The organism is Kribbella sp., assembly GCF_035687465.1.
Lineage (GTDB): Bacteria > Actinomycetota > Actinomycetes > Propionibacteriales > Kribbellaceae > Kribbella.
In genome coordinates, this window is record NZ_DASRXP010000365.1 from 1 (window position 1) to 19,999 (window position 19,999).

Consider the following 19,999-nt stretch of genomic DNA (forward strand, 5'->3'; position numbering starts at 1 on the left):
CGGCTCGACCGGCGGCACCGCACCCACCGGCGACCCCAGCCCAGTGGACGCGGCGACCTTCGACCCGTGGAGCGACGCTCCCGCAGCCGGCTCGACCGGTCGTGCCACACCGATCGGCGACACCAGCCCGGTGGATGCGGCGCCCTACGATCCACGGGACGACCTGCCCGCATTCGGTTAGGCCGGCAAGACCGCCTGGGACCCCCGACCCACCAGGTCCACCACCGCGCCTGCTGCGGCATCCGACTCGTGGGGCGACATCCCCACGGCCGAACTCGCGACACCGCAGACACCAACCCAGCAGATGTTGGGGTCTGTGAACCGCGGGGTGACAGGACAGTCAAGCCCTCTGGAGTGGTGTTGGAGGTTCGTGATTCGGCGCTGCAACTCCTGAAGTTGGTCATGGCTCGGATCGCGCCGACGTTCGCGGCCGGGTGACGGGACGCGACTTGACATCTGGCCGTGCCGGATTTGATCGGCGGCATTGCCGGAGATCCCGGACCTACCGGCTCCGCGACCACCCCTAGTGTGGCCCCGACCGGTGGGGTGACGTAGGCGGCCCGGTGGGGTGACGTAGCCGGCGCTGGATAGTAGGCGGATCGGTTATCGGAGAGCCTGGGTCAGCACGTCCGCCCTGTCTTCGAGCCAGGTCTGGCGGCGGCTGATCGTGTCGCCGACGCCCTCGTCCCACATGCGTTGCCAGCCGCCTCCCATCGTCTCGGCGCGGTGTTTCATCAGGTGCCAGGCCCGGCGGTTCTGCAGGATCGCGACCTCGACAATCTGACCCCGGCCGTCGTCCGACAGCCCGTAGGCGTCAGCGATCAGGCCGCATCGGCGCGGCACGTCCAGGCCGCGCAGCAACGGATCCAGAGTCTCGTCCGGGCCGAACGGACCCCACCACAGCATCAGGTTCAGCACTTCCATCACCCGCGTGGTCGGCTTCGCCAGGTCGAAGTCGATCAGCGCGTACGCCGTGCCGTCGCGAAAGACCACGTTCTCCGGGGTCACGTCCTGGTGTCCGATCAACTCAGGCGGAGCGCTGGGCCCGGGTGGTAATCCGGCTGGTTGAAGCGGGGGCGGTACGAGGCCGTCGGCCAGACCGAATCCGGCCGCTGCGTCGTCGTACCGGCGTACGAGCTGGGCGACCGATTCGAGCCGGTCCTCGTCCGCGATCCACTCAGGGCGCGGCCGACCGGCGACCTCACCCTCGATGAAGGACAGCACCTCCCGCCCGGCGGTGTCGACGCCGAGGAACCGCGGTGCGCCCTCGAACCCGACGCTCTCCAGATGGAGCAGCAATCCGCGAACCAACTTCGAGTTGTCCCCGGGAGGCCGGCGGATGGTGGCGCCGCGCCGTACCAGGCCCTCGGTGACATCGCCGCCCTCCAGCGCGATCTCAGGTTCGTCCGGGTCGTCGATCCATTCGTGCGCGTCTACTCTCACGGACGCCATTCTGACGGAGGGTCCTCGCCGACGCGGCCGTCGACCGCCTCGCGGATGAGGTCGGCGTGGCCGGTGTGGCGGCCGTACTCCTCGATCAGGTCGAAGACGAGCCGGCGCAGGCTGGCAGATTGACCGTCGGGAAAGGAGACGTGCGCGAGCTGGTCGAGACCGCCGTCCGCCAAGGCCGCGGCGAGCTTCGCGCGGGACCGTTCGACCGCGTCGTCCCAGAAGGCGTAGAGCTGTTCCGGAGTGTCGGCGGCGGCCGACGTGAACTCCCAGTCGTCGCTGCCGTCCCAGCCGAAGGTGTCCCATGGCGGACCAAGCGGCTCACCGCTCAGCTTGACGCGGAAGGTGTGGTCCTCCTGAACGGCGAGATGCTTGAGCAAGCCGCCGAGGGTGAGCGAGGAACCGCCGATGCTGGTGTTCAGCCCGGCCGCGTCCAGGCCGTCGGTCTTGAAACGGAAGGTCGCACGCAGTCGCTCGAGCGCACCGACGACGTGCTCAGCCTCGGTACCGGCGAAGGGGGGCTCCCACGGCGGAGGTTCCCAACTGGCTTCATTGTTCGTCATGCCGCCACCCTAAAACCCATCCCGGACGTTGCGCTTCCGGAATGGTTCGGGCACGTAAGGTCGTGGTGTGAGCTTTATCGTGCCTGGGCAGGGGAAGAAGAACGAAGAGGTCGTCGGCACCCGTGCCGGCGCCAAACCGTCAGTTCCGGTACCAACCCCCTCGGCACCGGTTGAGGAGCCGCCGGTGGTGGAGTTCGCCGGATGGCCGCCGGCGTTGCAGCAGGTGGTGGAGGCCGACTTCCGGCGTACGAGCGCGCTCGCCGGGTACCGCTGGAAGACCGCCGACGCGGCTCTGATCGAGGTCGTCCGGGGACTGGACGACCTCCTCGACCTGGTTGACGACCGCATCCGGAACGGAGAGCCACAGCGGTCCCGGCGTCAGACCCGGAAAGCGTCGGCGGCCGCGCTGCCGACCGAGTTTCCGTTCGACGAGGTAGCGGATCTGCTCGGCATCCCGGCCGACGAGATCGACGAGGCGATCGACCGCGACGGCCGTCCGGTCCGCCGCTCCCGCGCTGACCGTCGCACTGCGCAGCGAGCCATCAAGCAGCTCCGCATTCGGCTGCAACAGCTCGAGATCACGATGGATCACGACCGCCTCAACCGGCCGATCAGCGTCATCGTGAGACTCGTCCTGGTGCTCGGCACCGCCGTCGGGTCACAGTCGGCGGCCACGTTGGTGTCAGGTGACGAGCACCTGAACACCGTGATCCAGACAGCGGTGGGCGCGCTGGCCGCGTTCGCGCTCGAACGCACCACGACGACGCTCCCGGACGCATGGCACGAACACAGACCGGCCGCCATCGCATCCCAGACCCACAAGGCCCTGCTCGAGACCCTGGTAGACGCCGACGCGCTGACCGGCCCGGCCGACGACGAGCACACGGTCCTGGCCTTCCGCCTCCTCGTACGCTCCGCCCGCGCCTGGGTCGCCTGCTTCCAGCTCGACTCGACCTTCGCCAGCAAACTGCAGTACTGGCAGCCCCTCGACGACCTCCCCGACGCTCTCCGCAACCCCTCCACCGACACCCTCCAAACCCTCCACCACCGCCTGGAGGCCTTGACGCCCCCGATCAAGGGCTGATCGACCACGATCACCCCTGAAGCCGGATCCGCAGCTTTCGGTGAAGATGTTGGTGAGCTGGTCGAAAGCGGGGTGGACTGACCAGTAGGGTGCTTCCGTGCCTCAGTTACGGGTTGCCCTAGCCCAGCTCAACGTGACGGTCGGTGACGTCGACGGGAATACCGAGAAGATCGTCACCTGGACCCGGAACGCGGTCGAGCGCGGGGCTCACGTGGTGGCTTTTCCGGAGCTGGCGCTGACGGGTTATCCGGTCGAGGACCTCGCCCTGCGGATGTCGTTCGTCGACGCCTCGCAGGCCAAGATCCAGACCCTGGCGAAGCGGCTGGCCGACGAGGGACTCGGCGACATCGTCGTGGTCTGCGGCTACCTGGACCGCGCCACCGGTACTGCGATGGGCGTCGACCGGCTGGGGCGTCCGAAGGGTTCCCCGACGAACTCCGCCGCCGTGATCTACCAGGGTGAGGTCGTCACCAGTGCGGTGAAGCACCACCTGCCGAACTACGGCGTCTTCGACGAGTTCCGGCACTTCGTCCCCGGCAATACCCTGCAGGTGATCCGCATCCACGGCATCGACGTCGCGCTGGTGATCTGCGAGGACCTCTGGCAGGACGGCGGCCCGGTGGCAGTCACCCGGGCGGCCGGTGCGGGGCTCCTCCTCGTCGTGAACAGTTCGCCGTACGAGGCCAACAAGGACGACGTGCGCGGCGAGCTGGTCAGCCGGCGGGCGCGGGAGGCGGGCTGTCCGCTCGCGTACGTGAACCTGGTCGGCGGGCAGGACGAGCTGGTGTTCGACGGCGACTCGCTGATCGCCGATGCCGAGGGCAACGTGTTCTCCCGGGCGCCGCAGTTCGAGCAGGGCAGCATGGTGGTCGACCTGGAACTACAGGCCCCGACCGGAACGCCGCAGGGTGAGCACGAGGGCATCCAGATCGTGCACACCGTGCTGCAGGAGGACCCGCTCCCGGCGTACGAGCCGATCGACACCGCGCTGGCACCCCGGCTGTCCGACGAGGCGGAGATGTACCAGGCGATCGTCCTCGGCCTGCGCGACTACGTGACCAAGAACGGGTTCAAGTCCGTACTGCTCGGTCTCTCCGGCGGCATCGATTCCTCGCTGGTCGCCGCAGTCGCCTGCGATGCCGTCGGCGCCAAGCATGTCTTCGGCATCTCCAACCCGAGCGTCTACTCCAGCGACCACTCCAAGGACGACGCGGCAGAGCTGGCGGCGCGGACCGGACTGAACTACCGGGTGGTGCCGATCCAGCCGATGGTCCAGCCGTTCATCGACACGCTCGGGTTGACCGGACTGGCCGAGGAGAACCTGCAGGCCCGGGTCCGCGCGGTGATCTGGATGGGCCTGTCGAACGCCGACGGCCACCTGGTACTTGCCTGCGGCAACAAATCGGAGTTGTCGGTCGGCTACTCCACCATCTACGGCGACGCGGTCGGCGGCTACGCGCCACTGAAGGACGTGCCGAAGACGGTGGTCTGGCGGCTGGCGAAATGGCGCAACGCGGATGCGACGGCGCGTGGTCAGCAGCCCCCGATCCCGGAGAACGCGATCGCCAAGCCCCCGTCGGCCGAGCTGCGGCCGGGCCAGGTGGACACCGACTCGCTGCCGCCGTACGACCTGCTCGACGACATGCTCGACGACTACGTGGAGCGCGACCGCGGTACCGCCGAACTGGTCGCCGCCGGGTTCGAGCCGGACCTGGTCAGCAAGGTGATCCAGTTGGTCGACAAAGCGGAGTACAAGCGGCGGCAGTATCCTCCGGGTCCGAAGATCACCCACAAGGCCTTCGGCCGGGACCGGCGGCTGCCGATCACGAACGCATGGCGTGAGGACGCGAGGAAGGTGACCGAGACCTGAGTGGCTCGTGGCGCAACCGCCCTTTCAACGACAGCCCTTTCTTCCCGCCCGAAGATCCTGACGCGGCCGAAGACCCCTTTGACGTGCCACGCGGTACAAATGCTGACCCCACCCAACCACCCCGGTCAGGGAGTGTGAGCGATCCCTCAGCGGCAGCCGGTAGCGCTCACCCTCCGCAACGGTGGGACGATGAGGGCATGGTTGACAACTTCATGTCGGCCGGTACCAACGGCGACGCCGATGACGAGATGCCGGCGCCGTACGGGACCGGACCGAAGAACCGGACAACCGAGGAGCACCACCGCTCGGACTACAGCTACGCCGAGCCGGAGACCACCGGCGACGGATGGAACGACCGCTCGACGGCGCTCGACGGCCTCGACCCGTCCCCATCGTTGCCGAACGCCCCCAGGAACTACGAGCGTGGTCCCGTCCCGCAGCAGCCGTACGTCCCGAAGCCGCCGTTCCTGCCCGGCCCTCCCCCGCCCGCACCGGAACGCGGCAACTACCCACCAGCCCAGTACGGCGAATCGCAGCGCCCGGGTTACTACAGCGAGACGAGCCAGGACCGGTACGACGAGTCGCCGTTCGCGCCGTCGTCGTACCAGGAGCCGGCCGCTCCGTCGTACCAGGAGCCGGGTAGTCCGTTCCGGCCGTCGGCGCCGCAGGGACAACAGCAACCGCCGGCACCGCCGCAGCAGAACCGACCGAGCCCGTTCGCGTCAGGTCCTGGGCAGGGCAACACTGGTCAGATTCCCGTCCAAGGACAGCCTGGGCCCGGCCAACCTGCGCAAGGCCACTCACAGGGGCAGCCTGTGCAGGGCCAACACCCCAGCCAAGGTCCGGGCAACAACGGCGTGCCGCCGAGCCGACCGGGACCACCACCTGCTCAGGGCCCGGCAGTTGCCCCCCGCCCAAGCGCCCCGCCGCCAAGCAGCAACGGTGGCGGCGGCAACGGCAACGGTGGCAACGGGCTGACACAGCACGGCTCGAACGGGACGTCGTCGAGCAACGGCTGGAGCAGCCCCGCACCAGCGCAGAGCACCCCACCGCCTCCGCCACCACCCGCGCCGCCGTCGTCGTATTCGCAGCAGGCGCCGACCCAACCGAGCCGGTCGAACGGGCTCAGCTCGCACGCCCCCGGCTCGAACGGACTCACCTCCAACAGCCCCGGCTCACACCCGCCCGGCTCGAACGGCATCAACTCCAGCGGCCTTGGCTCCAACGGTTCGGGGTCGAGCGGGCCCGGGGCTGACGGTTTCAGATCGAACGGGGTCGGGGCCGATGGGCTCAGGTCCGGCCCGCCGACCGCCGGTGCAGGGAGCAACGGTCCACCTCAGCCTGGACCGGGCAACCCCGCTCGTCCGCCGGTGCAGAGCCGTCCGGGGCAGGCTCCAGCGCAGAACACCCAGCCGCTGCCGACCCTGCCCACGAACACCTCGAACTCGGCGACCAACGGCTACCCGTCGGACCCGAGCGCGGAGTACGAGATCAACTCGCCGGTCAGCGACAGCAGGCCGGGCAGTGAGAGTCCGATCAGCGAGAGGCGGATCGGCGCTCGTCGGCGTGCCGACGTGCAGCAGGATGCACCGAGCCAGGTCGCCAACGACGCCGCCGGCTCACATCGCGCGGGTCGCCGCGGACAACCAACCGCCAGCATCTCGGGCGATTCCTCCACCGCTGCATCGACAGGCTCCGGCTCTCCGGCAGGGCCGGCGGACGGCAGCAAGCGGCCGCGGAAGTATCGCGTCCACCATCTCCGCGAGATGAAGAACCGCGGCGAGAAATGGGCGATGCTGACCGCGTACGACCAGTACACGGCCGAGATCTTCGACCAGGCCGGGATCCCGGTCCTGCTGGTCGGCGACTCCGCGGCGAACAACGTCTTCGGCTACGACACGACCCTGCGGGTGACCGTGGACGAACTGATCCCACTGGCCCGGGCCGTCGCGAATGCAGTCGACCGGGCGCTCGTCGTCGCCGACCTGCCGTTCGGGTCCTACCAGGCGTCGCCGGAGCAGGCGTTCCACACCGCTGTGCGCTTCATGAAGGAAGCGGGCGTGCATGCGGTCAAGCTGGAGGGCGGCAGGACCGTCGTACCGGCTGTCGAGAAGCTGACCCAGTCCGGCATCCCGGTGATGGCTCACATCGGCTTCACACCGCAGAGCGAGCACAGCATCGGCGGCTACCGCGTCCAAGGGCGTGGCGACCAGGCGGCCGGGCTGATCGACGACGCGGTCGCGCTGGCGGAGGCGGGTGCCTTCTCGGTGGTGCTGGAGATGGTTCCGGGTGAGGTCGCCGCGGAGATCACCAAACGCATCTCGGTGCCGACGATCGGCATCGGCGCGGGTCGCGACACCGACGCGCAGGTGCTGGTCTGGCAGGACATGGCCGGTCTCCGGTCAGGCCCGATGCCACGGTTCGTCAAGCAGTACGCCGATCTCCGCGGCATCCTGACCAGCGCGGCAACCACCTACGCCGCCGAGGTAGCGTCCGGCAGCTTCCCGACGGACGAGCACACCTTCTAGATCTAGATCCAGGGCAGGGCCGAGCGTTCGGACCAGTACTCGGACGGCTCCTGGACGAACTCGGTCAGCGGTCCGACGGCAACCGGCTTGAGGTTGCTCTCGAGCTGCTTCGCGGTGGTCGCGCCGCTGAGCACGATGTCTGCCCAAGGCTGCGCCACGGCCGCGCCGATCGCCGCGGCATCAGGCGCGACTCCGTGTTGCTTAGCGAACTCGACGAACGGCGTCTCGTCCGCCTTCGAAGTGAGACGACCGTTCGCGACGGCCTCCTTCACCACCACGAACCACCCGGCGTCATGCGCCTCGGCGAGTGCCCTGCCGACGGACGGCTCGAGCACGTTCCAGGTCGCCTGGACCGAGCTGAACGGCCCGCCGAGCGCGAGAGCCGCGCGCAAGGTCTGCGCCTGATGCGGCCCACTCGTCGACAGGCCGACGCGAACACCGATGCCTGCGAGTTCGCCGAGGCGATCGAGCAACTTCTTGTCGCTCAGCGCGGGGCTGTCGGTGGTGAGGCTGTGCACGAGATAGAAGTCCGGCGGACCACCAAGCGCCCGCAAGGTCTCCGGCCATTGCCGCTCGAAGGTGGCCAGCGTGTGGTCCTTCACCTCATGCATGGCTGCGTCGCGCCGCCAGTCGGCGACATAGGTGTAGCCCCACTTCGAGCCGATGGTTGCCTGACTCCGTCGTTCCGGGGTCAGCCACTCGCCCAGGAAGGTCTCGGCGAGGCCGTAGGAACGCGCCGCGTCGTAGTACCGGACACCTGCGCGCCAAGCCTGGTCGAGCAGCTCGTGCGTCCGCCTGCGGAGGTCCTCAACCTCACAGCCGGGCGGCAGATCCTGGTCGTGTCCGAGGTTGATGTACCCAGGTCGTCCGAGCGCCGCGAGGCCCAGGCCGATACGCGAAGTCATAATTCGATCGTCTCACCGCCGATCAACCATCCACCCACCAGGCCGTGTGAGACGCGCCGCAATGGCACTCGAAGTACCGGATCGGTCGACTAGCGTTTCTAGGTGTGACCGATACCCGCATGCCGCCGCCCGGCACCGTCGTCCGGCGTACGACGGCCCGTGTCCTGCCTGTCCGTCCGGACGGCAAGGTGCTGCTGTTGCACGGGTGGGACCCGCTGCGGCCGGACACGCCGTACTGGTTCACCATCGGCGGCGGGGTGGAGGCCGGCGAGACGGTCGCGCAGGCCGGTAGCCGGGAACTGCGCGAGGAGGTCGGCATCGTGCTGCCGGCCGAGTCGCTGGGTGAGCCGGTGGCGACGAACACGATCGAGTTCGAGTGGGGCGGCTGCGCGATCATCCAGCGCCAGACGTTCTTCGCGGTCGGGGTGGACGCCGTCGAGGTGAGCTTCGCCAACCAGGAGCAGCTCGAACTGGAGACGATCAGCGCGCACGGCTGGTGGCATGCCGACGAACTGGAAGCGACCGGTCAGGCCGCACACGTCACCATCCCGGGCCTGCTGCGTCAGGCGGCCGACGCCATCACCCTGCGCCGTACAGCCTGAGGCTCAGCGCTCGCGCGCCTTCTTCAGGACCTTCTTCTTGAGCTTCTTGTCCACCACGTAGTTGCGCAGGTCCAGCCGCTCCGCGCAGCCGGCATCAGCCAGCCGCTTCAGGACCACCGGGCACTTCTTGCACCTCGGTTTGTCCTTGCAGCACTTCTTCTTCGCGGTCATGGAGGGCACCATTGAAGGGTAGGTGAGGCTCGCCTAATCTGCCAGTTGACAACGCAGTCTGGTGGCGCAGCTCACCCGAGCTGTCCGCTCAGCACGGCCCGCGCCTCCACCAGTGACGGTCCGTACCAGGTCAGGTGACGCCCTGACACATTCCTGGCCGGCCGGTCGAAAGCCTCCGGCCCGTCCGTCGCGGAAAAGGCATACGGCTCGTCCGGCAACACCACCAACTCGTACTCCGGTAACGCGGCGACGTCGATCCGCGGATAGCGCTCGGGTGAATCCGCGAACACGTTGTCGACCCCGAGCTTTGCCAGCAGATCACCCGCGAAGGTGTTCCGCCCCAACGCCATCCACGGCCGCCGCCAGATCGGAATCACGGCCTTCCGGCGAGGTCCTTCGTACGACGTACTCCACACCTCATCGGCAACGTCCAGCCAGCGCGGTGTCTCGCCGATGATTGCCGAGAGCATTCGCCGCAGTGATTCCAGTGACTCCTCGACAGTGGTCGGCGTGGTCACCCAAACGGCGAGCCCGGCTGCTCGCAACGCGTCCAGATCGGGCCCGCGATTCTCTTCCGCATTCGCGATCACGACATCCGGTGCGAGCCTGCGGATCAACTCGAGATCGGGGTTCTTCGTCCCTCGCACCCGCACCACGTCGAGGTCCGCGGGATGCGTGCACCAGTCGGTCGCACCGACCAGCAACTGCGGATGCGTCACCGCGATCGACTCGGTCAAAGACGGCACGATGCTCACCACCCGACGGACCGCGGAAGGTAGTTCGACGAGGGTGTTCTGATCGTCCCGCACTGTTGTTCCTCACTGCTCCGTCATCGTCTTGCAGGGCCTCTTACCGGGCGTCGAGACCAGCATCGCAGACGTCTCCGCGCAACCAGTTGCCGAGGACAACACTTCGCCGAATACACCCCGATCGGGCCTACAGAGGCCAACTTCGTGCGCGTGTCGCCAACATTTCTTCAGCGTGGTCGGGCATCCTCTAGAGGCACCGAAAACCCTTCTGCACAAGGATTTTCGGCTTAACCGCCCAAATTGGCGATCGGGATGCCTTGACCTGCGGACGTTTCGGGTGCTTTACGTAGCCACCAAGTGTTGTCATCATCATGACGACGAGGAATCCACCGTGGTTTTCCTCAGCCGCACCAAGGAGGCAGAGTGCCAGCCACAAAGGCAGCCGCAAAGAAGGCGACAGCCACAAAGGCTTCTCCCGCCAAGAAGACTGTCGCAGCGAAGTCGACCACAGCACGCAAGGTCAGCGCAGCGAAGAAGACAGTGACGAAGAAGGTGAGTGCGGCGAAGAAGGCCCCCGCCAAGAAGACCACTGCCAAGAAGGTCGCCGCGAAGAAGGCTCCGGCGAAGCGGGCGACCGCGAAGAAGACGGTCGCGAAGAAGGCCCCGGCCAAGAAGACCGTGGCGAAGAAGACAGTGGCCAAGAAGGCGCCGGCGAAGAAGACCGTCGCCAAGAAGACGGTGGCGAAGAAGGCTCCGGCCAAGAAGACCACCGCGAAGAAGACGGTCGCGAAGAAGACGACCGCCAAGAAGGCTCCGGCGAAGAGGACCACCACCCGCAAGGTCGCTGCCAAGAAGGCACCGGCCAAGAAGGTGGCGGCGAAGAAGGCCCCGGCCAAGCGGGTCGCCGCCAAGAAGGCACCGGCGAAGAAGGCGGCCGTGAAGCGGACCACCGCCCGCAAGGCACCGGCCCGTAAGGCGCCGGCGCGCAGGGTCGCCGCCAAGAAGGCGTGATCCCTACCGGATCCGACGCCGTACCGGTATCGACAAGCTGAGGGGCACCACCGCAGCGGTGGTGCCCCTCAGGCGCGTTCGGCGGCCTACGGCCTCAGTCGTCGTTCCACTTGGGGTCGTTGTCCCAGGCCTCGTTGCGTTCCTGCACGATCTCCAGTGCCCGGGCGGCTTCCTCCGGCGAACTGTAGGGTCCTAGCCGCTCGGACGCCTTGTCGCCTTCGTACGGCTCGACCTTCCCGGTCTTGACGTTGTAGTACCACTCATTGGTGTGATCGTCGGCCATCTGGATGACCACCTCCCGCAGTCTTGTCGCAGCTCACTAGAATAATGTCACCATGTCTGTTCTCACTCCCGGCCTCATCTCGCCGCGCCGCCCGGTCCCCGCATCCATCCCGCGACCGGAGTACGTCGACAAGCCCGCACCGACGCCGTACGACGGTTCCTACGTCACGGCACCCGAGCTCGTCGAGAAGATGCGTGTCGCGAGCAAGCTGGCCGCGCAGGCGTTGCAGGCAGTCGGTGCGGCCGCGGCGCCCGGAATCACCACGGACGAACTGGACCGCATCGGCCACGAGTACCTGGTCGAGCGCGGCGCGTATCCGTCGACCCTTGGCTACCGCAACTACCCGAAGTCGCTGTGTACGTCGGTGAACGAGGTGATCTGCCACGGTATCCCCGACGACCGCCCGCTCGAGGACGGCGACATCGTCAACGTCGACATCACCGCCTTCCTGGACGGCGTGCACGGCGACACCAACGCGACGTTCCTGGTGGGCAACGTCGACGAGGAGAGCCGGCTGCTGGTCGAGCGCACCCGCGAGGCACTGAACCGCGGCATCAAGGCGGTCAAGCCGGGTCGTCAGGTGAGCATTATCGGCCGCGTGATCGAGTCGTACGCGAAGCGCTTCGGGTACGGCGTGGTCCGCGACTTCACCGGCCACGGCATCGCCACGGCGTTCCACTCCGGGCTGATCATCCCGCACTACGACGACGAGCGTTTCGACGACGTGATCGAGCCCGGCATGACGTTCACGATCGAGCCGATGCTGACGCTGGGCACGTACGACTACGACCTCTGGGACGACGGCTGGACCGCCACCACCAAGGACGGCTCACGCACCGCCCAGTTCGAACACACCCTCCTGGTCACCAACACCGGCGCCGAGGTCCTCACCCTCCCGTGAATCTCGCCCAGTACGAGCGGGGTCACCTGCTCGGCATCGTCGCGTTGTGCGAGGCCGAAGGCTGGCCGAGCTTCCCCGCCGACCACGAGCGCGCCCACGCAGTACTGACTGCTCCCGGGGTGACGGCCGTGGTTGCCCTTGACGACGATGGCGAGGTCATCGGTTTCGCCTACCTGCAAAGCGACGGCCACATCCAGGCCCACCTGTCCGAGCTGGCAGTGAGCGCCACCCACCGCCGCAAAGGCGTCGGCCGCGCTCTGCTCGAGTACGCGATGCCGCTGACCGGCGCGCAACGGATCGACCTCGTCACCGACACCGCAGAAGCGTTCTACAGCTCCTTCGACCACCACACCTTCAAGGGCTTCCGCATCTACCCCTGATCCACCGGCTACAGGGCCAGGGCGTTGGTGATTACCTTGCGGCCGAAGGGGATTGCTGCTTTGGCGTCGGTGGTGGTGAAGGTGATTGGGTGGCCGGCGCGGTGTTGTAGGCAGCGGGTGATCAGGTTGGACCATTCGGGGAAAGTGGTCAGGGCGTGTTCGCCCGCGCCCGTCTTCGACACGATCTTGCCGGTGGCAAGGAGTGCGTGCAGCCGCGGTACGCCGAGGACCACCCACGGCATCACCCAGTCCGTGACCACCTCGTCCTCTGGCGCCGAGGAAGCCCAAGCCTCCAGCTGGTCGTACTGCGAAGTCCAGAACGACTCGAGATTCCGCCGGGTGAACTCCACCAGGGCCTCGTGGTCGTCGAGCACCACCAAGCCAGGCGCAGTACGCACAGCCAAGGACTGACGCGCCAGGTCCGACCACAGCACCGGATTCACCGGTCCACCGCTCGGCGCTTCCTTGAAGACGCCGTCCAGCGTGAAGACCACTGGCTTGCTCGCATCCGGCGGCGAGGCGAGATCGTCAGCGGTCAGATAGGTGACGTCGAAGGCCGGCTTGTCCGGCAGTTGAGCGTGCACCTCCCGCGCCGCCTCAGCGTCCTTGAGTGGCTCGGCAACCACCACCACACCGTCGATGTCGCTGCGCCCCGGCCGGAAGTCATCCAGCGGGATCGAACCGGTCAGATAGAGACCGACGACCTGGTCAGGTAGCGCCTTGTCGATCAGCTCCAGGTACTGCGAGGTGGTGGCGGCGACCTCACTCGGCAGGTTCATCGGTTGGCGGCTCCCTGGATGAAGGCGGCGAGGTCTTGGGACTGTTGCACCCGGGTCTCCTCGTGGACGTACATCATGTGACCCGCCGGGTAGTACCGAAGTTCGATGTTGTCCCGAAGTTCTGCCGGAATCTGCAGCCGGGCGACGGTGTGCTCGGTGGCGAAGTACGGCGTCGCGCAGTCGTAGCGCCCGGAGGCGATGTGCACTTTCAGATGTGGGTTCGCCCGCATCGCCTCGGCCAGCTTGTCCCCGACCGTGACGTAGTTGTTCTCGAACTCCTTGTAGGACCAGTCCTTGGCCGCGTCGTTGCTGAGGAACTCGTACGGGAGATCGTTGTGGTACTCGAGCTCCGCGTGCACGTAGTGGTTCAGCGCCGCCGTGTACGGCCCGATGATCGCCCGGAACGACGGGTCGTCCAACGACACCTCACCGGCGGAGTCCGCGTCCCAGCCGGTGAAGCGGCTGTCCAGCCGGCCCACCACCTGGCGGCGCGAGCGGAGCAGTTCCGCGAAGAACCGGGTGTGCTCGATCCGCAGGTTCACCCGGTCGAGGTAGTCCTCCGAGAGCCCGGTCAGCGCCGCCAGCCGGCCGATCACCTCGGCCCGGTAGTCTGCCGGCAACCGGTTGCCCTGGGCAAGCGCATTCGGGTACCGGCCGGCCGCGTACCGCTCCGCGTCGGCGAGCACCTCGGACAGCTCCCGGTCCGGGATCAGACCGTGGTAATGCGCGGCAGCGGCGTACGACGGCAGGAACAACGTGTACGGCAGATCGTTGCCCGGACCGAACTCCAGCGTGGCGAACTCCAGCACCGCGGAGATCAGCATCACCCCGTTGAGGTACATCCCGTACCGGTTCTGCAGATGCGCCGCCAGCCCGGCCGCGCGCGTCGTACCGTAGGACTCACCGGCCAGGAACTTCGGCGACATCCAGCGACCGTTCCGCGAGGTCCACAGCCGGATCACCTCACCGACGGACTCCAGGTCCCGGGTGAACCCGTGGTACTCCCCCGGCTTCTCGCCTTCGACGGCCCGCGAGTAGCCCGTCGACACCGGGTCGATGAACACGAGGTCGCTGTACTGCAGCAGGGTCTCCGCGTTGTCCACCAACCCGTACGGCGGTGCCGCGAGCTCACCGGCATCCCCGGAGACCACCCGGCGTGGTCCGAGCAGGCCGAGATGCAACCAGATGCTCGACGAACCGGGCCCACCGTTGAACGCGAACGTCACCGGCCGCTCTGCCGCGTCGGCATCGTCCAGCGTGTACGCCGTCAGGAACACCTCCGCCTTCGGCAGGTGCCCGTCGAACTTCCCCTCGGTCAACACCTCCTGCCGCACCACGATCCGCCCGGCGGTCGCCGTGTACTTCAACTTCCGCCGCCCGATCGTGAGTACGTGCTGCGTCGTCTTCAGATCGTCGGCGGGACCCCCGTCCGGCTTCACCGGCTCAGGGACACCGGCCACCGCCGTACCGGCAGACTCCTCTTCCTCGACCGCGGTCTTCTTCTTGGTTCCTCGCTCAGCCGTCGCCATGCCAAGACCCTAATCCGGCACCCCAGTTCTCACCCCATTGCCGCCGGGAGGTGCAAGGCGCACTATCTAGGTGTGATGTGAATCACAAACAGTTCGGAGGGCGAGGGGGTTGGTGATGACCGGGACCATTACTCATTTCACCGGGGAACGGGCTCCGTGCGGGCGGCTCGTGGACGGTGACCGCAGTCGGGACGACGACCTCGAGGGCCTTCGTTTCGACGACACGACCTTCGCCTGCGGCTGCCGGCGGACCCAGCACGAGTTCCACGACGGCAGCATGCGGATGCGGACCGTCCGCCACGACGGCAGGGTCCTGATGGACGAGCACAGCGGCGACCACGAGGCATGACCGCCTTTCACGACGTTCTGGTGATCGGTGGCGGCGGCGCCGGCCTCCGCGCCGCCATCGCGGTGGCCGAGACCAACCCGCGGCTGCGGGTTGCGATCGTGTCGAAGGTCTATCCGATGCGCAGCCACACTGTGTCCGCCGAGGGTGGCGCCGCAGGCGTCGCTGCTGCCGACGACAGCCTCGACGAGCACGCCTACGACACCGTGTCCGGCAGCGACTGGCTGTGCGATCAGGATGCCGTCGAGGCGTTCGTCGCGGAGGCCCCCCGGGAACTGCTCCGGCTGGAGCACTGGGGCTGTCCTTGGAGCCGCCAACCGGACGGGCACACCGCAGTACGGGCGTTCGGCGGGATGAAGAAGAAGCGCACCTGGTTCGCCGCGGACCGGACCGGATTCCACATGCTGCACACGCTGTTCCAGACCGCGCTCTCCTTTCCGGACGTCGTCCGGTACGACGAGTGGTACGTCACGAAGCTGCTCGTCGAGGATGGGAGAACTTACGGCGTCGTCGCCATCGAGCTGGCCACCGGGCGGACGGAGACCATCACCGCCAGCGCCGTGATCGTGTGCACCGGGGGGTGCGGCCGGGTCTACCCCTTCACCACGAACGCCAACATCAAGACCGGCGACGGGATGGCGCTCGCCTACCGGGCCGGCGCTCCGCTCAAGGACATGGAGTTCGTCCAGTACCACCCGACCGGCCTGCCCTTCACCGGCATCCTCATCACCGAGGCGGCCCGGGCCGAAGGCGGCTGGCTGCTGAACAAGGACGGCTACCGCTACCTGCAGGACTACGACCTCGGCAAACCGGAGCCTGGTCCCGTGATGCGCAGTATGGAGCTGGGTCCACGGGACCGGCTGTCGCAGGCCTTCGTGCACGAGATGGAGAAGGGCCGGACCATCGACACGCAGTACGGGCCGATCGTGAATCTGGACCTGCGCCATCTGGGCGCCGAACTCATCGACGCCAAGCTCCCCTTCGTGCGGGAACTGTGCTCGAAGTACCAGAACATCGACCCGGTGACCGAGCTGGTCCCGGTGCGTCCGGTCGTGCACTACATGATGGGCGGCATCCATACCGACATCCACGGCGCGACCCCGATCGAGGGCCTGTACGCCGCCGGGGAGGTCGCCTGCGTCAGCATCAACGGCGCCAACCGGCTCGGGTCCAACTCGCTGCCGGAGTGCCTGGTGTTCGGTACCCGGGCCGGACGAGCCGCCGCAGTGTTCGCCGGCCAGTACGGCGGCACCGCGCCGCCGTCGATCCTGGCCCAGGGCCGCGACGAGGAACGCCGGCTGGAGCGGGACCTCAACCGGCATGCGGAAGGGCACGAACGCATCGCGGACATTCGCACCGAGATGCAGACCACCATGGAGAACGGCGCCGGGATCTACCGCGACGGCGACTCACTGACGAAGGCGGTCGACGAGCTGCGGGAGCTCCAGGTGCGGTTCGCCGACGCGGCGATCGACGACCACAGCCGCAGGTTCAACACCGAACTGGTGGCCCTGCTCGAGCTGTCGTTCATGCTGGACGTTGCCGAGAGCATCATCGCCTGCGCGCTGCAGCGGGAGGAGTCGCGCGGTGCGCATCAGCGCATCGACTTCCCGGCCCGCGACGACGAGCGGTTCCTCGCGCACTCGCTGATCCAGCGCGAACCCGACGGCACCAGCCGCGTCCGGTACCTGCCGGTGACGATCACCCGCTGGCCACCGGGCGAACGTGTGTACGGGAGGTAGGGATGGCAGACGAGATCACCCTCGAGGTCGCGCGCTACCGGCCCGAGCTGGACACCGAACCGGTCCTGGAGTCCTACCAGGTGCCACTCCGCGAGCACTGGGCCGTCCTCGACGGGCTCACCTACATCAAGGATCACCTGGACGGCACGCTCTCGTTCCGGTGGTCGTGCCGGATGGGTATCTGCGGCAGTTGCGGGATGACCGTCAACGGCGACCCCCAGCTGACCTGCGCTACCTTCCTCACCGACTATGCGCCGGGTCCGATCCGGGTGGAGCCGTTGCGCAACTTCCCGGTGATTCGCGACCTCGTCGTTGACATCAGTGACTTCATGGAGAAGCTGCCGAACGTCCGGCCCTGGCTGATCCGCGACGTGGACAGTCCGCTCGAGCAGGGCGAATACCTGCAGACGCCTGAGGAGCTCGACGAGTACAAAGCCTTCAGCATGTGCATCAACTGCATGCTCTGCTACTCGGCCTGCCCGGTCTACGCGCTAGAGCCGCAGTTCATCGGCCCGGCGGCGATCGCGCTGGCGCAGCGCTACAACCTCGACTCCAGGGACGAGGGTGCCGAAGAGCGTCGCGAAGTACTGTCGTCTCCCGAAGGGATCTGGGCCTGCACGTTCGTCGGCGAGTGCAGCGCCGCCTGCCCCAAGGATGTCGACCCGGCCGCCGCGATCCAGCGCTACAAGCTCACCGCGGCCACCCAGGCAGTCAAGGATCTGCTGTTGCCCCGAGGCGCACGACGCGGTTCGCGATGAGCCTGTACCACCGGCCGGTCCCCCTCCTCTGGTGGCTGGAGCGACGCTCGTACTTCGTGTTCGTGCTCCGCGAACTCAGTAGCGTGTTCGTCGCCTGGTTCGTCGTGTACCTGCTGCTGTTGATCAACGCCGTCAGCAGCGGGCCCACGGAGTACGAGCGGTTCCTGGACCGGAGTGGGCACTGGTGGGTGGTCGCGATCAACCTGATCGCTCTCGGCTTCGTGCTCCTGCACGCGGTGACCTGGTTCGGTCTGGCGCCGAAGGCCATCGTGGTGCAGTTGCGGGGCCGCCGCGTCCAGCCTCGCCTGATCGCGGCAGCGCACTACCTGCTCTGGTTGGTGCTGTCGGCAGTCATCGCCTGGGTGATCCTGCTGTGACGACCCGACGATCACCCGAACCGTTCCTCTGGCTGCTCTTCAGCGCAGGTGGAATGGTTGCCGCCCTGATGGTCCCGATCCTCCTGTTCCTGTTCGGCGTCGCGTTCCCGTTGGACTGGATCACGCCGCCCGACCACGCGCACCTGCTCGCGGTACTGCGGAATCCCATCACCAAGCTGATCCTGTTCGGACTCTGCGTCCTGGCGTTGTTCCACTGGGCGCATCGGTTCCGGTACACCCTCTACGACGGCCTGCAGCTCAAGAGGTTCAGCGTCGTGATCATCCTGTTCTGCTACGGCGGAGCGGTAGCCGGAGCGGTCATCTCCGGCTACCTCCTGCTCAGCGCGTGACTACTGCAGGGTGAAGGAATCGACGTCGAACAACGAGCCCGATCCACCACTGAAGGTGAGGAAGAGCGGGCCGCTGCCTGACGCGGTGAGCGTGGCCGAGATGGTCTGGAAGTTGTCCCAGCCACCAGTCACCGGTACGGCGACTGTCCCGAGTACCGTGCCGGTCGCGGAGCCCGAGCGGATCCGGAGCGTGCCACCCGCGCCGCCCGAGGAGATCCGGGCGCTGAAGCTGGTGCGGCCGGCCGTGCTGACCTGGGAGTAGCCCGCCCAGTCTCCGTTGTCGATGTACCCGAGCGTGCGACCACCACTGGCTCCGCCGTGAGGGGCAACCTGGACGCCCGACTGCGAGCTGAACGCTTCTCCCTCGATCTGGGTGACCGGCGGCGTCGACCCGGCACCCGCGGCGTACTGGATGCCGCCGAGAAGGTGCTGCCGGAACGCCTGCTCGGAGTACGACTGGATGGTGTGCCCGAATCCGGTGTAGAAGGAGCGGCCGGAGCCTTGCGCGTGGTACCAGGCGATCGGGTGGTCGCCCATGTTCCCACCGGAGTAGGTGGATTCGTCGAGGTTGATCAGCACGCGCACGTTCGGCCGGGGGTTGGTGGAGTAGTTGTACAACTCGTCCGTCCGGACCCATGTCGTGCCGAGGTGGGCTGTCGACGGATGGTTGCGGTCCTCCACCCTGGCGGTCACCTGCTGGATCGCGGGGTGGCTGTTGAACCACGCGCCGACCAACTGGCCGTAGTACGGCCAGCTGTACTCCGTGTCGGCAGCGGCGTGGACCCCGACATACCCACCGCCACCGTTGATGTACGACTCGAACGCCGTTTGCTGCGAGGCGTTCAGTACGTCGCCTGTCGTGCTGAGGAACACGACGGCCTTGTAGTTGGCGAGCTGGGACGTGGTGAAGACGTTGCTGTCCTCAGTGGCCGTCACGGTGAATCCGTTGGCTGTGCCCAGGTCCCGGATCGTCTGGATGCCGGTGGGGATGGAGTCGTGCCGGAAGCCGGCTGTCTTGCTGAACACCAGGACCTGGTACGGGTCGGCGGCAGGCGCTGGTGCCGCCTGCTGGGTGGAGATTCCGACGACCGCGACGACAGCCGCGGCCATCAACGAACCAATGCGAGTCAGAGCTTTCATGATCTTGTCCTCACGGGGAGCGGGTCAGGAGGAATCAGGAGGAGATGGTGAAGTTGTCGACGTCGAACAAGCTGCCGGCGCCACCTGTGAACACCAGGAACACCGAGCCGCTCGCCGAGCCGGTCAGTGTGGTCGAGACGGTCTGGAAGGTGTCCCAGCTACCGGTGGACGGGACCGCCACGGAGCCCAGCAAGGTGCCGGTGGCCGAGCCGGAACGCACCTGGAGGGTGCCTCCCGGTCCGCCCGAAGACACCCTGGCGCTGAACGACTTGGCACCGGCTGTGCTGACGGAGGAGTAGCCTGCCCAGTCGCCGTTGTCGATATAGCCGACCGTCTGGCCGCCGCTGGCGCCGCCATGCGGTGCCGTCTGTACTCCGAACTGCGAGGTGAACGCCTCCCCCTCGGCCGTGACCGACCCACTGCCACTCGTGGCGAGAGTGAAGGCGTCGAGGTCGAAGAGATTGCCGGAGCCGGTGACGCCC

General features: G+C 67.4%; 23 protein-coding genes. 13 read left to right on the plus strand and 10 right to left on the minus strand.

All coding sequences use genetic code 11. The annotated features are described in order from the left end of the window. The coding region (locus VFG33_RS19010) for a hypothetical protein (protein ID WP_325054241.1) at positions 1–181 on the plus strand (181 nt) is incomplete at its 5' end. 422 nt (positions 182–603) lie between these two features. On the opposite strand, the gene VFG33_RS19015 is transcribed toward VFG33_RS19010, so the two are convergent. Then, positions 604–1,443 (minus strand): phosphotransferase, encoded by an 840-nt coding sequence (locus VFG33_RS19015; RefSeq protein ID WP_325054242.1) that lies wholly within the window; start codon positions 1,441–1,443, stop codon positions 604–606. Then, positions 1,440–2,012, minus strand: a complete 573-nt coding sequence (locus VFG33_RS19020; RefSeq protein WP_325054243.1) for a mycothiol transferase — start codon at positions 2,010–2,012, stop codon at positions 1,440–1,442. The genes VFG33_RS19015 and VFG33_RS19020 overlap by 4 nt, the downstream gene beginning before the upstream one ends. Before the next feature lie 67 nt (positions 2,013–2,079). Here VFG33_RS19020 and VFG33_RS19025 point away from each other — a divergent pair, with 67 nt between their 5' ends. From VFG33_RS19025 to panB, 3 genes are all read left to right on the plus strand, one after another. Continuing rightward, the gene (locus VFG33_RS19025; protein ID WP_325054244.1) at positions 2,080–3,096 is read left to right on the plus strand and encodes a hypothetical protein; all 1,017 of its coding nucleotides are present in this window, start codon (positions 2,080–2,082) and stop codon (positions 3,094–3,096) included. 97 nt (positions 3,097–3,193) lie between these two features. Continuing rightward, on the plus strand, positions 3,194–4,966 hold the full coding sequence (locus VFG33_RS19030) for an NAD+ synthase (protein WP_325054245.1): 1,773 nt from the start codon (positions 3,194–3,196) through the stop codon (positions 4,964–4,966). A gap of 197 nt (positions 4,967–5,163) precedes the next feature. Continuing rightward, on the plus strand, positions 5,164–7,494 hold the full coding sequence (gene panB / locus VFG33_RS19035) for a 3-methyl-2-oxobutanoate hydroxymethyltransferase (RefSeq protein ID WP_325054246.1): 2,331 nt from the start codon (positions 5,164–5,166) through the stop codon (positions 7,492–7,494). A gap of 2 nt (positions 7,495–7,496) precedes the next feature. On the opposite strand, the gene VFG33_RS19040 is transcribed toward panB, so the two are convergent. Beyond that, positions 7,497–8,399, minus strand: a complete 903-nt coding sequence (locus tag VFG33_RS19040) for an aldo/keto reductase (RefSeq protein WP_325054247.1) — start codon at positions 8,397–8,399, stop codon at positions 7,497–7,499. Positions 8,400–8,503: 104 nt separating this feature from the next. Here VFG33_RS19040 and VFG33_RS19045 point away from each other — a divergent pair, with 104 nt between their 5' ends. After that, positions 8,504–9,001, plus strand: a complete 498-nt coding sequence (locus VFG33_RS19045) for an NUDIX hydrolase (protein ID WP_325054248.1) — start codon at positions 8,504–8,506, stop codon at positions 8,999–9,001. Positions 9,002–9,004: 3 nt separating this feature from the next. Here the strand turns inward: VFG33_RS19045 and VFG33_RS19050 are convergent, their stop codons facing one another. Beyond that, positions 9,005–9,172, minus strand: a complete 168-nt coding sequence (locus VFG33_RS19050; protein WP_325054249.1) for a hypothetical protein — start codon at positions 9,170–9,172, stop codon at positions 9,005–9,007. A 71-nt stretch (positions 9,173–9,243) separates the two neighbouring features. Then, positions 9,244–9,981 (minus strand): helical backbone metal receptor, encoded by a 738-nt coding sequence (locus tag VFG33_RS19055; protein WP_325054250.1) that lies wholly within the window; start codon positions 9,979–9,981, stop codon positions 9,244–9,246. A 363-nt stretch (positions 9,982–10,344) separates the two neighbouring features. On the opposite strand from VFG33_RS19055, the gene VFG33_RS19060 reads away from it, so the two are divergent. Beyond that, on the plus strand, positions 10,345–10,932 hold the full coding sequence (locus VFG33_RS19060) for a histone H1-like repetitive region-containing protein (RefSeq protein WP_325054251.1): 588 nt from the start codon (positions 10,345–10,347) through the stop codon (positions 10,930–10,932). A gap of 94 nt (positions 10,933–11,026) precedes the next feature. Here the strand turns inward: VFG33_RS19060 and VFG33_RS19065 are convergent, their stop codons facing one another. Further along, on the minus strand, positions 11,027–11,215 hold the full coding sequence (locus tag VFG33_RS19065) for a hypothetical protein (protein ID WP_325054252.1): 189 nt from the start codon (positions 11,213–11,215) through the stop codon (positions 11,027–11,029). Between the two features lie 52 nt (positions 11,216–11,267). Here VFG33_RS19065 and map point away from each other — a divergent pair, with 52 nt between their 5' ends. Then, positions 11,268–12,116, plus strand: coding sequence for a type I methionyl aminopeptidase (gene map, locus VFG33_RS19070; protein WP_325054253.1), 849 nt, complete (start codon positions 11,268–11,270; stop codon positions 12,114–12,116). Further along, on the plus strand, positions 12,113–12,496 hold the full coding sequence (locus VFG33_RS19075; protein WP_325054254.1) for a GNAT family N-acetyltransferase: 384 nt from the start codon (positions 12,113–12,115) through the stop codon (positions 12,494–12,496). Before map ends, VFG33_RS19075 begins: the two co-directional genes overlap by 4 nt. An 8-nt stretch (positions 12,497–12,504) precedes the next feature. On the opposite strand, the gene VFG33_RS19080 is transcribed toward VFG33_RS19075, so the two are convergent. Both VFG33_RS19080 and VFG33_RS19085 read right to left on the minus strand, forming a co-directional pair. Then, on the minus strand, positions 12,505–13,275 hold the full coding sequence (locus tag VFG33_RS19080) for an aminoglycoside adenylyltransferase domain-containing protein (RefSeq protein WP_325054255.1): 771 nt from the start codon (positions 13,273–13,275) through the stop codon (positions 12,505–12,507). Beyond that, positions 13,272–14,804: a S10 family peptidase gene (locus VFG33_RS19085; protein ID WP_325054256.1), complete on the minus strand. Its 1,533-nt coding sequence runs from the start codon at positions 14,802–14,804 to the stop codon at positions 13,272–13,274. The genes VFG33_RS19080 and VFG33_RS19085 overlap by 4 nt, the downstream gene beginning before the upstream one ends. Positions 14,805–14,919: 115 nt before the next feature. On the opposite strand from VFG33_RS19085, the gene VFG33_RS19090 reads away from it, so the two are divergent. From VFG33_RS19090 to frdD, 5 genes are read left to right on the plus strand one after another with little or no spacing between them, the layout of a single operon-like run. Beyond that, positions 14,920–15,153 carry a hypothetical protein gene (locus VFG33_RS19090; RefSeq protein ID WP_325054257.1) on the plus strand — a complete coding sequence of 78 codons (234 nt, stop codon included), beginning with the start codon at positions 14,920–14,922 and terminating at the stop codon, positions 15,151–15,153. Next, positions 15,150–16,892, plus strand: coding sequence for a fumarate reductase (quinol) flavoprotein subunit (frdA, locus tag VFG33_RS19095; RefSeq protein ID WP_325054258.1), 1,743 nt, complete (start codon positions 15,150–15,152; stop codon positions 16,890–16,892). Before VFG33_RS19090 ends, frdA begins: the two co-directional genes overlap by 4 nt. Positions 16,893–16,894: 2 nt before the next feature. Continuing rightward, on the plus strand, positions 16,895–17,650 hold the full coding sequence (locus tag VFG33_RS19100; RefSeq protein ID WP_325054259.1) for a succinate dehydrogenase/fumarate reductase iron-sulfur subunit: 756 nt from the start codon (positions 16,895–16,897) through the stop codon (positions 17,648–17,650). Then, complete coding sequence (locus VFG33_RS19105; RefSeq protein ID WP_325054260.1) at positions 17,647–18,027, plus strand: fumarate reductase subunit C; 381 nt, start codon at positions 17,647–17,649, stop codon at positions 18,025–18,027. Before VFG33_RS19100 ends, VFG33_RS19105 begins: the two co-directional genes overlap by 4 nt. Continuing rightward, complete coding sequence (frdD, locus tag VFG33_RS19110) at positions 18,024–18,377, plus strand: fumarate reductase subunit FrdD (RefSeq protein WP_325054261.1); 354 nt, start codon at positions 18,024–18,026, stop codon at positions 18,375–18,377. The genes VFG33_RS19105 and frdD overlap by 4 nt, the downstream gene beginning before the upstream one ends. Here the strand turns inward: frdD and VFG33_RS19115 are convergent, their stop codons facing one another. Both VFG33_RS19115 and VFG33_RS19120 read right to left on the minus strand, forming a co-directional pair. Beyond that, positions 18,378–19,517 (minus strand): ThuA domain-containing protein, encoded by a 1,140-nt coding sequence (locus VFG33_RS19115; RefSeq protein WP_325054262.1) that lies wholly within the window; start codon positions 19,515–19,517, stop codon positions 18,378–18,380. It abuts the gene before it with no gap. A gap of 34 nt (positions 19,518–19,551) precedes the next feature. Continuing rightward, positions 19,552–19,999 (minus strand): carbohydrate-binding protein (locus VFG33_RS19120; protein WP_325054263.1); only part of this gene is annotated, 448 nt, incomplete at its 5' end.